Origin of the sequence: Streptomyces solincola (genome assembly GCF_002982015.1) — a bacterium.
In the GTDB taxonomy this organism is placed as follows: Bacteria; Actinomycetota; Actinomycetes; order Streptomycetales; family Streptomycetaceae; genus Streptomyces; species Streptomyces solincola.
The window spans coordinates 1-12,208 of the sequence record NZ_PVLV01000038.1 but is presented as its reverse complement, the minus strand read 5'-3'; the positions used below and the strand labels follow the sequence as shown (position 1 = coordinate 12,208).

At 73.6% G+C, this 12,208-nt stretch carries 10 protein-coding genes; 3 read left to right on the top strand and 7 right to left on the bottom strand.

The features are described from left to right. The 4 genes from C6N75_RS02885 to C6N75_RS02870 all read right to left on the bottom strand — a co-directional run. A partial coding sequence (locus C6N75_RS02885; RefSeq protein ID WP_146132466.1) for a choice-of-anchor A family protein occupies positions 1-1,635 on the bottom strand: 1,635 nt, incomplete at its 3' end. 111 nt (positions 1,636-1,746) lie between these two features. Continuing rightward, a complete protein-coding gene (locus tag C6N75_RS02880) occupies positions 1,747-2,424 on the bottom strand; it encodes a class I SAM-dependent DNA methyltransferase (RefSeq protein ID WP_181160305.1) in 678 nt (225 codons plus the stop codon). Further along, entirely contained in the window at positions 2,421-3,770 is a 1,350-nt protein-coding gene (locus C6N75_RS02875) for an MFS transporter (protein ID WP_105867242.1), read from the bottom strand. The genes C6N75_RS02880 and C6N75_RS02875 overlap by 4 nt, the downstream gene beginning before the upstream one ends. A 28-nt stretch (positions 3,771-3,798) precedes the next feature. Continuing rightward, the gene (locus tag C6N75_RS02870; RefSeq protein ID WP_258177189.1) at positions 3,799-4,176 is read right to left on the bottom strand and encodes a MarR family winged helix-turn-helix transcriptional regulator; all 378 of its coding nucleotides are present in this window, start codon (positions 4,174-4,176) and stop codon (positions 3,799-3,801) included. A 253-nt stretch (positions 4,177-4,429) separates the two neighbouring features. On the opposite strand from C6N75_RS02870, the gene C6N75_RS02865 reads away from it, so the two are divergent. Continuing rightward, the gene (locus C6N75_RS02865) at positions 4,430-4,648 is read left to right on the top strand and encodes a hypothetical protein (protein ID WP_258177188.1); all 219 of its coding nucleotides are present in this window, start codon (positions 4,430-4,432) and stop codon (positions 4,646-4,648) included. A gap of 65 nt (positions 4,649-4,713) precedes the next feature. Here the strand turns inward: C6N75_RS02865 and C6N75_RS02860 are convergent, their stop codons facing one another. Then, a complete protein-coding gene (locus C6N75_RS02860; RefSeq protein WP_105867241.1) occupies positions 4,714-6,168 on the bottom strand; it encodes an NCS2 family permease in 1,455 nt (484 codons plus the stop codon). 252 nt (positions 6,169-6,420) lie between these two features. Here C6N75_RS02860 and C6N75_RS02855 point away from each other — a divergent pair, with 252 nt between their 5' ends. Continuing rightward, on the top strand, positions 6,421-6,708 hold the full coding sequence (locus C6N75_RS02855) for a DUF2530 domain-containing protein (RefSeq protein ID WP_105867240.1): 288 nt from the start codon (positions 6,421-6,423) through the stop codon (positions 6,706-6,708). A 136-nt stretch (positions 6,709-6,844) separates the two neighbouring features. Further along, complete coding sequence (locus C6N75_RS02850) at positions 6,845-9,247, top strand: cation-translocating P-type ATPase (protein ID WP_105867239.1); 2,403 nt, start codon at positions 6,845-6,847, stop codon at positions 9,245-9,247. A 78-nt stretch (positions 9,248-9,325) separates the two neighbouring features. Here the strand turns inward: C6N75_RS02850 and C6N75_RS02845 are convergent, their stop codons facing one another. After that, on the bottom strand, positions 9,326-9,889 hold the full coding sequence (locus C6N75_RS02845) for a Uma2 family endonuclease (RefSeq protein WP_105867238.1): 564 nt from the start codon (positions 9,887-9,889) through the stop codon (positions 9,326-9,328). A gap of 139 nt (positions 9,890-10,028) precedes the next feature. After that, the coding region (locus C6N75_RS02840) for a molecular chaperone Hsp90 (protein WP_105867237.1) at positions 10,029-12,208 on the bottom strand (2,180 nt) is incomplete at its 5' end.

Sequence of the window (12,208 nt, the reverse complement as noted above, 5' to 3'; positions counted from 1 at the left end):
GCCGCCGGCCGGGGTGGTGCAGGTGGAGACGCGGGTGTCGCCGCCGGCCGGCCCGGTCTGGAGACCGGGGACGCCGTTGGTCTCCCGCCACAGCTCGAACTCGGCGCCCTCCAGCGGGTCGCCGGTCGCGGCGTCGGTCTTCAGCACCCGCACCTCGCCCGTGACCGGCGGGAGGGGCGTGCCGGAGTTGGCGGCCTCGACCTGCACACCGGTGCCGGCGTTGTCCTCGGTGAGGGTGACCGGCCCGAAGACGTTCGGGTCGGGGAGCTGGTAGCCGTCGGGCGCGGCGGTCTCGCGCCAGTAGTACGAGCCGGTGGTCGTGGTGGCGGAGCAGACGCCGCCGGCCGGGGTGGTGCAGGTGGAGACGCGGGTGTCGCCGGCGACCGCGCTGGTCTGGAGACCGGGGACGCCGTTGCTCTCCCGCCACAGCTCGAACCGGGCGCCGGCCAGCGGCTCGCCGGTCGCGGCGTCGGTCTTCAGCACCCGCACCTCACCGGTGACCGGCTGCGGGGTGCCGCCGCAGTCGGGCAGGTCGCCGTCGAAGGGGTAGGCGTGCAGCTCCTGGCCGCCGCCCCCGGACGCCTCGCTGGTGTGGGTGAGGGAGCCGGTGGTGAAGAAGCGCCCGCTGATGCCGGGCAGGGTGACGGTGGTGGTCGAGGACTGCTCGCCCATCAGGAAGCTGCCCTGGAACTGGCCGGTGCCGCGCAGGCCGACCGTCGTGGCGTCGGGGAAGTTCCACAGCAGGCGCTCGCGGTAGGCGTTGAGCGGGTCGGTGGCGTCGTCGATGCCGCCGCTGTAGGTGCGCACCGTGCGGGTCGCACCGAAGACGTTGACCAGGATGGTGGCGCCGGCGGGGATGTTCGCGAAGACGACGCCCTGCTGGCCTCCGCCGCCCCCGACGAGGTCGAAGTCGACGTTGAAGACCTGGAGGGCGGAGGCGCCGTCGCCGGTGAACAGGGTCTGCGAGCCCTGGTTGACGGCGGTGCCGGTGGGGGTGCGCGGCCGGCCGCCGACCCGGGCGTAGCACTGGCTGGCGGAGGTGAGCTGGTCGCGCAGGGCGGTGTACGGCGCCGCGGCGTCGTCGTCCTGGACCGTCTGGCCGGTGACGGTGCCGGTGAGGTTCCCCGCGTACCGGACCCGGCCGATCTCGTCGGCGAGGCCGCCGGTGGTGTCCAGCCGCTCTCCGGCGGCGATCGCCACGTTCCCGCCGGTGGTCAGGAAGTCGGCGTCCACGGGCGGCGCCACGCGCGAGCCGACCCCGACGATCCCGAGGTTGTACAGGCCGCCCGCGGCGGGGTCCTTGTCCTGGTCGAAGTCGTCGAGCACGACCACCCGGCCCTCGGCCTCGGCGGCCCGCCCGCGCACCAGGAAGTCGTCGCCGACGAAGATGTTGATCCCGTCGTCCCGGCCGGCGATCGGGCCGTTGTTGATCCCGGGGAACGGGTCGGGGCAGTCGCCCGGTACGCAGGGGCCGAGCCCGCCGGGCAGCGGCGCCGCGGCGGCGGGCGCCGCACCCACCGCCAGCGTGAGCACGGGGAGTGCCGTGGCCAGCACCGCGCAGGCCGCTCCGAAGGCCCCCGCGCGCGAGGTCAGCGCGGACAACCGCCGAGAGAGTCGCTGGGTGTGATGTCGCATGCACGAATCGTCGACACGCGCCACCGGAAGTCACCCACGTGACACGGCCCGCTGCTCCGTTGGGCCGCCCGCTTCCGGATGTTCCACCCGACTGGCTCCGCCGCCGGACGGTCAGGCGGTGCGCCGCAGCAGCAGCCGGGCCTGGGGGAAGCGCTCGCCGTCGTCGGGCGGGCGGCGGAGGCGGCCGGCCTCGGTGAAGCCGGTCGCGGTGGCGAGGGCGGCCAGGGCGTCGACGGGCCAGCGGTGGGCCGGGGCGACCTTGTGGTCGAACCCGGTCACCGGACCGTTCTCGGCGTCGGACGCGAAGAAGCCGAGGAGGAGGCAGCCGCCGGGGCGCAGGGCGCGGTGGAAGGCGGCGAGGTGGCGGGGCAGCTCGTCCGGGGGGAGGTGGATGAGCGAGTACCAGGCGACGATGCCGCCCAGCGTGCCGGCGGGGGCGTCGAGCGCGTCCATCGGGCCGAGGTCGAAGCGGATGCCGGGGTGGGTCCGGCGGGCGATGGCGATCATCGCCGGGGAGAGGTCCACGCCGAAGGCGTCCAGGCCGAGGTCGCGCAGGTGCGCGGTGACGTGCCCGGGGCCGCAGCCCGCCTCGGCGACGGGCCCGGGGCCGGGGCCGGATGACCGCACCAGCTCGGCGAAGGCGGTGAAGGCGGCGCGGTCCAGGACCTGCCCGGCCAGGCTGTCGCGGAACAGCTCGGCGTAGCGCGCCGCGACCTCGTCGTACGCCGCGATGGTGGCGTCCAGGGACGGTCGCGGCGTACGACGCGAGGGGCCGGCGGCGGCGCTCACGCGGCGGTGGTGAGGCGGTCGCGCGGCACCAGGTGGACGTGCGGGTGGCCCCGGCGCAGCTCGAACTTCAGACGCAGGCCGCCCGCGCGGGCCAGCACCAGGCCGATCACCGCGGCGGCGGCCAGGCAGACCGCGCCGCCGGCGGCGAAGCCGATCCGCGCGCCGTAGGTGTCGGTGAGCCAGCCGACCAGCGGCGCGCCCACCGGGGTGCCGCCGACGAACACCATCATGTAGAGGCTCAGCACCCGGCCGCGCATGACCGGGTCGGTGGCCATCTGGACGGTGGAGTTGGCGGTGACGTTGACGGTCAGGCCGATCATGCCGATGGGGACCAGGAGCAGGGCGAAGAGCCAGAAGGTGGGCGAGAACGCGGCGGCGATCTCCAGCGCGCCGAACAGCATCGCCGCGCCGACCAGCATCCGCAGCCGGGAGCCGCCGCGGCGGGCCGCCAGCAGGGCGCCGACCAGCGAGCCGATCGCCATCAGGGTGTTGAGGAAGCCGTAGGTGCCGGGGCCGACGTGGTAGACCTCGTCGGCGAACGCGGTCAGCCAGATCGGGAAGTTGAAGCCGAAGGTGCCGACGAAGCCGGCCAGGGTGATCGGCCAGATCAGTTCGGGCCGCCCGGCGACGTACCGCAACCCCTCGCGCAACTGGCCGCGGGCGCGCGGCGCGCGCTCGACCTTGTGCAGCTCGGCGGGGCGCATCAGGGTGAGCGCGGCCAGCGGGGCGAGGAAGGACAGGCCGTTGACCAGGAACGCCCAGCCGCTGCCGATGGAGGCGATCAGCACGCCGGCGACGGCGGGGCCGACCAGCCGGGCGGACTGGAAGTTCGCCGAGTTGAGGCTGACGGCGTTGGCGAGCTGCTCCTTGCCGACCATCTCGGACACGAAGGACTGCCGGGCCGGGTTGTCGACCACGGTGACCATGCCGAGCAGGAAGGCGACCAGGTAGACGTGCCAGACCTGGACGTGGCCGGAGAGCGTGAGCACGGCGAGCGCGAGGCCGCACAGGCCGAGGGCGCCCTGGCTCGCCATGAGCAGCCTGCGCTTGGGGTAGCGGTCGACGAGCACCCCGCCGTACAGGCCGAACAGCAGCATCGGCAGGAATTGCAGGGCCGTGGTGACGCCGACGGCGGCGGAGGAGCCGGTGAGGCTCAGGACCAGCCAGTCCTGGGTGATCCGGGCCATCCACGTCCCCGTGTTGGAGACGATGGCGCCGGAGAAGAAGAGGCGGTAGTTGCGCACCCGGAGGGAGGCGAAGGTGCCGCGCCCCCGCGCGGGGCCGGTGCGGTCGTCGTCGGGAAGGTTGTGTGCGGGTGCGGAGTCTGCTCCGGGTCCCGAACTCAACAGGTTCGCCTCCTTCGTGTCGTGCGTCCTACAGGTGCGCGAGTTTCTCCAGTACGGGCGCGGCCGCGCGCAGCTTGGCCCACTCGTCCTCGTCCAGGCCCTCGGCGAGGTCGGCCAGCCAGGCGTTCCGCTTGCGGCGGGACTCCTCGAGCATGGCCTCGGCGGTCTCGGTCTGGCTGACCACCTTCTGCCGCCGGTCCTCCGGATGCGGCTCCAGTCGGACCAGGCCCTTGGACTCCAGCAGGGCGACGATGCGGGTCATCGACGGCGGCTGCACGTGCTCCTTGCGGGCCAGCTCACCGGGGGTGGCCGAACCGCAGCGGGCGAGGGTGCCGAGCACCGACATCTCGGTCGGGCTCAGCGACTCGTCGACCCGCTGGTGCTTCAGCCGGCGGCCCAGCCGCATCACGGCCGACCGCAGCGAGTTGATCGCGGCGAAGTCCGCGACGGCGGAGTCGGGAGCGGCGTCCGTGGGGCTGGTGGGGTCGGTGGGCTCACTGTGAGCCAGGGCGGGCATGTTTCTTAGCGTAACTCATTACCCATGCTAAGGACTACCGGGAAGGGCGGTACGCAAGCGAGGGTGGCGGAGATCACCCGAACGAGTGACGACAGGCTGGAAAGTGACGCCGCACGGACGCTTGAACGGTCAACCTGACTGCATGGAATCGACCGTGCGACCGGCTGTGGAATCGACCGTGGAATCGACCGTGCTCAGCCTGCGGATGGACGGGGAGCTGCTCGACCGGGTCCGGCGGCGCGCCGCGCGCAGCGGGATGAGCGTCCAGGACTACGTGGTCCGGGCACTGGTGAAGGACGACTTCGACGCCCGCTTCGAGGCGGCCGTCGACGAGACGGAGCGCTTCTACGGAGGCTCCTGAGGGCACACGTACGGGGGCGGGCCCCATCACCGGCGCCCGCCCCCGTACCCGTACCGCCGGGGCCGCTACGTCAGGCCCAGCGCCGGCATCGCGTAGTAGAAGACGAACACCGCGGACACCGCGTACATCGCCGCCGGCACCTCGCGGCCGCGCCCGGCGGCCAGCCGCAGCACGCTGAAGGCGATGAAGCCGATGCCGATGCCGTTGGTGATCGAGTAGGTGAACGGCATCATCACCATGGCCAGGAACGCCGGCACCGCGATGGTGAAGTCGCTCCAGTCGATGTCCCGGATCGATCCGGCCAGGATCAGGAAGCCGACTGCCAGCAGCGCGGGGGTGGCCGCCTGGGAGGGGACCATGGTGGCCAGCGGGGTGAGGAAGAGCGCCACCGAGAACAGCGCGCCGGTGACGACCGAGGCCAGACCGGTCCTGGCCCCCTCGCCGACGCCGGCCGTGGACTCCACGAAGCAGGTGGTGGCCGAGGAGGAGGTGGCGCCGCCGGAGGCGACCGCCACGCCGTCGATCAGCAGGACCTTGTTGATGCCGGGGAAGTTGCCCTTGGCGTCCATCAGCTCGGCCTCGTCGCCGACGCCGAGGATGGTGCCCATCGCGTCGAAGAAGCAGGACAGCAGCACCGTGAAGACGAACAGGCAGCCGGTGAGCAGCCCGACCTTGCCGAAGCCGCCGAACAGGCTGACCTGCCCGACCAGCCCGAAGTCCGGCGAGGCCACCGGGTTGCCGGGCCACTGCGGCGTGGTCAGGCCCCAGGACGGGACGTCGGCGACGGCGTCGATCACCATGGCCAGGGCCGTCATGACGACGATCGAGATCAGGATCGCGCCCGGCACCTTGCGGATCAGCAGGGCGAGGGTGAGCAGCGCGCCCAGCGCGAAGACCAGCACCGGCCAGCCGTCGAGGTGGCCGTCCACGCCCAACCGGAGCGGGACGGTGGTCTGGACGGCGTCCGGCATCCGGGAGACGAAGCCGGAGTCCACCAGGCCGATCAGCATGATGAACAGGCCGATGCCGATGGCGATGCCCTTGCGCAGCCCGGACGGCACGGCGTTCATCACCCGCTCGCGCAGGCCGGTCGCCACCAGCAGCATCACCACCACGCCGGCCAGCACGACCATGCCCATGGCGTCCGGCCAGGACATCCGGGGGGCGAGCTGGAGGGCGACGACAGTGTTGACGCCGAGGCCGGCGGCGAGCGCGATCGGCACGTTGCCGATGACGCCCATCAGGAGGGTGGAGAAGGCCGCCGTCAGCACGGTGGCGGTGACCAGTTGGCCGCCGTCGAGCTGGTGGCCGTACATGTCCTTGGCGCTGCCGAGGATGATCGGGTTCAGCACGACGATGTAGGCCATCGCGAAGAAGGTCGCGAGTCCGCCGCGTACCTCGCGGGCGACCGTGGAGCCGCGCTCGGAGATCCGGAAGTAGCGGTCGAGACCGCCGGTCGGCTGCGGGGGCGTCGGCGGCTGGCCGTCGGCGTCCGCCGGCGCGGTGGCCGAGGAGGGCATGCGGGAACCTCGTGTACGGAGACAGGGAAGGACAAGGGCGGGGAAAGCGGGGGATGCGGCTGGCGGCGCCGGGGCAGATAGCGGGTGCGAGCGGTCACTTTCGTACGTTCGCACGACGGAAACCGGCCAGACGCAAGCCGTTTCAGTATGAACAGATCAGGGGAAGATCGCTATCTCCGCGCGTAGACGCCGTCCAGGACGGGGCTCCGAGCCCGGCGGACACCCGTCCGGACGGCGCATAGACTCGGGTCCATGGCGAAGTGGACCCCCCGGCACGAGGCGCCCGAGCCCCTGGAAGGGCCCGTGGTGCCGACCATCATCGGCGGCACCCTGCTGTGGTTCGTGCTGTTCCTGGCGCAGGTTCCCTTCTACGGCTGGTTCGAGGACCGCGACCTGACCTGGTGGGTGTGGACCTGCCTGGCCGGAGCCGGGCTCGGGCTGATCGGCATCTGGTACGTGCGGGGGCGTGACGCCGCGATCCGGCGGCACGCCGAAGCCCGCGCGGCGGACCAGGCCGGGGAGCCCGACGGCGCGCACTGAGCGCGCGGACGGGTCCCGATCCCCGAGAGCCCTCGGGGGTCCCTGTACGACTCGCGGACCATTTCACTCCTCCACGGGTCGGATCATGGCGCGATCCGACGGGTGCGGGCGCTCCCGTCCCCGTACCGTCGGAGGCATGACGCAGCGGGTGGGCTCGGAAGCGAGCACGACACGGACTTCCGACGGCGCGGTGGAGCACCGGCCCGGCGGGCTCAGCTCGGCCGAGGTGGCCGAGCGGGTGGCCCGGGGCGAGGTCAACGACGTACCGGTGCGCAGTTCGCGCTCCACCGCCGACATCGTCCGCGCCAACGTCTTCACCCGCTTCAACGCGATCATCGGCGTGCTCTGGGTGATCATGCTGGTCGTCGCGCCGATCCAGGACAGCCTGTTCGGCTTCGTGATCATCGCCAACACCGGGATCGGCATCATCCAGGAGCTGCGCGCCAAGAAGACCCTGGACGGTCTCGCGGTGATCGGCGAGGCGAAGCCGAAGGTCCGCCGGGACGGGACCGCCACCGAGGTGCCGGTCTCGGAGATCGTGCTCGGGGACTGCGTGGAGCTGGGCCCCGGCGACAAGATCGTGGTGGACGGGGAGGTGGCGGAGTCCGAGAGCCTGGAGGTCGACGAGTCGCTGCTGACCGGCGAGGCGGACCCGGTGGTCAAGCACCCCGGCGACCAGGTGATGTCCGGCAGCTTCGTGGTGGCCGGCGGCGGGGCGTTCACCGCCACCAAGGTCGGCCGGGAGGCGTACGCGGCGCAACTGGCCGAGGAGGCGTCCCGCTTCACTCTGGTCCACTCCGAGCTGCGCTCCGGGATCTCCACCATCCTCAAGTACGTCACCTGGATGATGGTCCCGACCGCGATCGGCCTCATCCTCAGCCAGCTGGTGGTCAAGGAGTCCGACCTGCGCGGCTCGATCGCCCGCACCGTCGGCGGGATCGTGCCGATGATCCCGGAGGGGCTGGTGCTGCTGACCTCGGTGGCGTTCGCCATCGGGGTGGTGCGGCTGGGGCGGCGGCAGTGCCTGGTGCAGGAGCTGCCCGCGATCGAGGGGCTGGCCCGGGTGGACGTGGTCTGCCTGGACAAGACCGGCACCCTCACCGAGGGCGGCATGGACGTCACCGAGCTGCGCACGCTGGGCGGCGCCGACGAGGCGTACGTGCGGACCGTGCTGGGGGCGCTCGGCGAGTCCGACCCGCGGCCGAACGCCTCCCTCCAGGCGATCATCGACGCCTACCCGGACGGCGAGGAGTGGCGGTGCACGCAGGCGCTGCCGTTCTCCTCGGCCCGCAAGTACAGCGGCGCGGCGTTCAGCGAGAGCGACGGCGAGTCCAGCGCCTGGCTGCTGGGCGCGCCGGACGTGCTCCTCCCGGACGGCGACCCGGTGCTGGCCCAGACCGACGAGCTGAACGAGAAGGGGCTGCGGGTGCTGCTGCTGGCCCGGGTGGACGGCGAGCTGGACGCGCCCGGGATCGCCGAGCGGGCGGAGGCGGCGGCGCTGGTGGTGCTGGAGCAGCGGCTGCGGCCGGACGCCTCCGACACGCTCGCCTACTTCGCCGACCAGCGGGTGGCCGCCAAGGTCATCTCCGGCGACAACGCGGTCTCGGTCGGCGCGGTCGCCGGGAAGCTGGGGCTGGCCGGGGCCGAGGACACCGTGGACGCGCGCAAGCTGCCCGCCGAGCGGGAGGAGATGGCGGCCCGGCTGGACGAGGCGACCGTCTTCGGCCGGGTCACCCCGCAGCAGAAGCGCTCGATGGTGGCCGCGCTCCAGTCCAAGGGCCACACGGTCGCGATGACCGGCGACGGGGTGAACGACGTGCTGGCCCTGAAGGACGCGGACATCGGCGTCTCGATGGGCTCGGGGTCGGAGGCGACGAAGGCGGTCGCCCAGATCGTGCTGCTGAACAACAGTTTCGCGACGCTGCCGTACGTGGTGGCCGAGGGCCGCCGGGTGATCGGCAACATCACCCGGGTCGCCACGCTCTTCCTCACCAAGACGGTCTACTCGGTGCTGCTGGCGGTCCTCGTCGTCATCACCGGCATCGAGTACCCCTTCCTCCCCCGCCACCTCACCCTGCTCTCCACGCTCACCATCGGCGTGCCCGCGTTCTTCCTGGCGCTCGCCCCCAACAAGGAGCGGGCGAAGCCGCAGTTCGTGAAGCGGGTGATGCGGTACGCGGTGCCGAGCGGGATCGTCGCCGCCGCGGCGACCTTCCTCACCTACCAGTTGGCGCGCGCCCACTACACCGGCCCGGACGCGCTCGGCGCGGAGACCAGCGCGGCGACCCTGACGCTCTTCCTGGTCTCCATCTGGGTGCTGGCGATCATCGCGCGCCCCTACACCTGGTGGCGGATCGCCCTGGTGCTGGCGATGGGCGGGGCGTTCCTGGTGGTGCTGGCGGTGCCCTGGCTCCAGGACTTCTTCGCGCTGAGGCTGGTGGGCACGGTGATGCCGTGGACGGCGGTGGGCGTCGCGGCGGCCGGCGGGCTGCTGGTGGAGGTGGCCTGGCGCTGGGTGGAGCGCCGCTTCCCGGTGTGAGCGGCCCCCGGAGACGACCGTGGGGGAGAGCCGGGCCCTCCCCGCACCCGTCTCCGGGCCTTGCTTCACCTGCGGCGCCTATTGCCGCGCCAGGCCGCCCGGGTCGATCTCGAAGAGGAAGGGGGCGTCGAGGCGGGTGGTCGTGCCCGGGAGCGCCGTGGTGCGCTCGATGTACCGACCGCCGTCGAGGCCGTAGGCGACGAGCATGCAGGCGGGGTCGAAATCGACCCGCCAGAAGTGCGGGATGGCGGCCTCCGCGTAGAGCATCGGCTTGAACTTGCGGTCGACGGTGCGGTTGCCGGGCGAGACGAGTTCGATGACGAGCTGGACTCCGTCGGCGTCCACGCTGACGCCGTCCTCGGCGGTGGCGCCGGCGTCGGCGACCACCAGATCCGGGACCACGAGGCCCGAGGGCAGGATGACGTTGATCGCCTCCAGCACCTCGACCGGTGCCTTCGCGGCCCGGGCCGCCGCGTGCAGGGCCATGGCGAGCCGCAGCGAGGCGCGCTGGTGCCGGATTCCCGGCGCCGGGGACATCACGAGCGACTCCCCCAGAAGTTCGTAGCGGGTGGTGCGGTCCTCGGGGAGCGCGAGAACATCGGCGACGGTCCAGGGGCCGGTGTGGTCGAGTGCGACGCTCATGGACTTCGCCCTCCTCTTGCGACCGGAAAGCCACGGGGCCGACCCGCGCGGCCTCGGTGTGCGGCTCACGGCAAGCATACGAGCGTCGGCGCCGGTGAACCCGCCGTTTCCGGCGGGCGGCCGGGTCCCGCGGGGCGGGTCAGTCGAACCAGCGGTCGCGTTCCAGTTCGTCGGTGCGGGAGGGGTCCTCCAGGAGGGCGGCGACCTCGAAGCGGCGGGGCCACTGGCCGGCGGACCAGGCCAGGCCGGCGGCGACGCCCTCCAGGGTGGCGGCGTGCACCGTGCCGTCGGCCGTGCGGCGCCAGTCCAGCTCGGCCCCGCCGACGAGCAGCTCCTCGTGCTCCACGTAGGCGGCGGGCACGGTGTGGCCCAGCAGGCGGCGTACCGCGTCCGGGACGGGGTGCTCCTCGCCGCCGGCGGGCGCGTCGACGGCGATCTCCTCGGCGAGGCGGCCTACCTGGAGCAGGTCGGCCAGGTCGGCGGCGCGGCCGGGGGCGACCGGGAGGAGCGGCAGGCCGGCGGCCAGCGGGAGCAGGTCGGGGGCGTCGGCGACCAGGGCGTCGGCCGCCGCCACCACCCGGACCTCGCCGTCCACCACGGCCCGTAGCTCGTCGGGCAGGGTCACCTGCTCCGGGTCCAGGTCGGCGAGCAGGGTGTACAGGGCGTGCAACTGGGCGGCGGTGACCGGGCGGTCGGGGTCGGCGAGGCGGGACAGCAGCTCGGCCGCGCCGCCGGGCTCTTCGAGGAGGGCCGCCGCCGAGGTGCGGACGCCGAGGGCGCGCAGCACCTCGGTGTCGGTGAAGCCGGTGGTGTCGGCCGCGTCGTAGAGCCCTTCCAGGAGCGGGTCCGCCCCGGCGGCGCGCAGGCCGGCGGGGCGGCGGCCGTCCAGCACCGGGTGGCCGCGCAGCCACCAGGCGGTGTACGAGCGGACGGTCTCGGTGGTGCCGTCGGGCAGCAGCACCCGCAGCGGCTGGGTGAGCGCGTCCCGCAGCGGAGGCCGGGCCAGCAGCGCCAGCGCCCGCGGCCACGCGTCGTCGTCGACCAGCTCCAGATCCCGTACGGCGGTGATCTCGGTGGCCACCGGCGGCACCGGGGACTCCGGCAGCCGGTCCAGCACGTCCTCGCACCACACGTCCACCGAGTCCAGCAGCCCGGCGTCGTCCGGCTCGGGGAAGTCGCTCTCCCGGGGCTCCAGTTCGTCCGGGTCGAGGACGACGTCGGCAGCGCGGACCAGGGCGAAGCCGGCGAGCACCCCGCAGGCGGCCAGCGGGCCCTCGCCCCAGCGTTCGGCCAGCTCGGCGTCGCAGAGGGGGGCCTCGCCCACGCGCATCACGGCGGCGAAGTCGCTGCCGGGCAGGACCAGTTCGGCGGCGGGGGCCAGCTCGCCGTCCTCGTCGGGCAGGGCGAGCGCGCCGAGCCACGGCTCGTCGCCCGGTTCCAGGCCCGCGTCCCGGACGAGGGCGAGGACGATGTCCGCCAGCTCTTCGGCGCCCGGCGTCCCGGTTCCGTCCTCGTCCCAGACGTCCTCCGCGTCCAGCGAGGCGGCCACCGCGGCCCGCACCTGCGGGGTGGTGAGCACCGCGCGGGGGGTGGCGGGCAGCGCGCCGAGCTTCTCCAGCACCGGGTGGGCGGCGTCCGGGTGGGCCACCTTCAGGCCGAGCCGGCCCAGGTCGGCGGGGGTGTCGGCGAGCGGGAGGAGCACATGGCGGGGTCCGGTGGCGGTGCGCCCGCCGGCCAGCGGCACCGGCAGCCCGGTCAGCCGGTCCGGGTCCACCCCGGCCAGCGTCTCGTACAGCCGCCCCCACCACTCGGGGGTGCGCTCCACGCCGGCCAGCCGGTCGATCGCGTCGCCCAGCGGCAACCGCGCCACCCCGAGGGCGCGCAGCTCGGCCCGCCGCTCCAGACCGGCGGGCAGCAGCGTCGGCAGCACCTCGGCCAGCACCCGTACGGTGTCGGCGCCCGCGCCCTCGACGACCTCCGCCTCGAAGGGGCGCAGCGCGGTCAGCTCCTCGGACGGGGCGGCGGGCAGCAGGAACGCCACCCGGGGCAGCAGCTCCAGGATCGCGGCTCGGATCGCCCCGTCCAGCACGCCCTTGCCGAGCGGGCCGGGCACGAGGTCGACGGCGCCGGTGGTGACGGGCCGCCAGTCGGCGAGCAGCTCGGCGTACGCCTCGGCGGCGCGGGCGGTCAGGAAGTCGGTGAGCGGGCCGGGGGCCGGGTGGCGGCGGCTGGTGTCCAGCGGGAAGCTCGCGATGAGCAGCGCGGGGATGCCCAGCGGTTCGTCGGTGGGAGTGGGGGCGTGCACCACGGGGGCGGTAC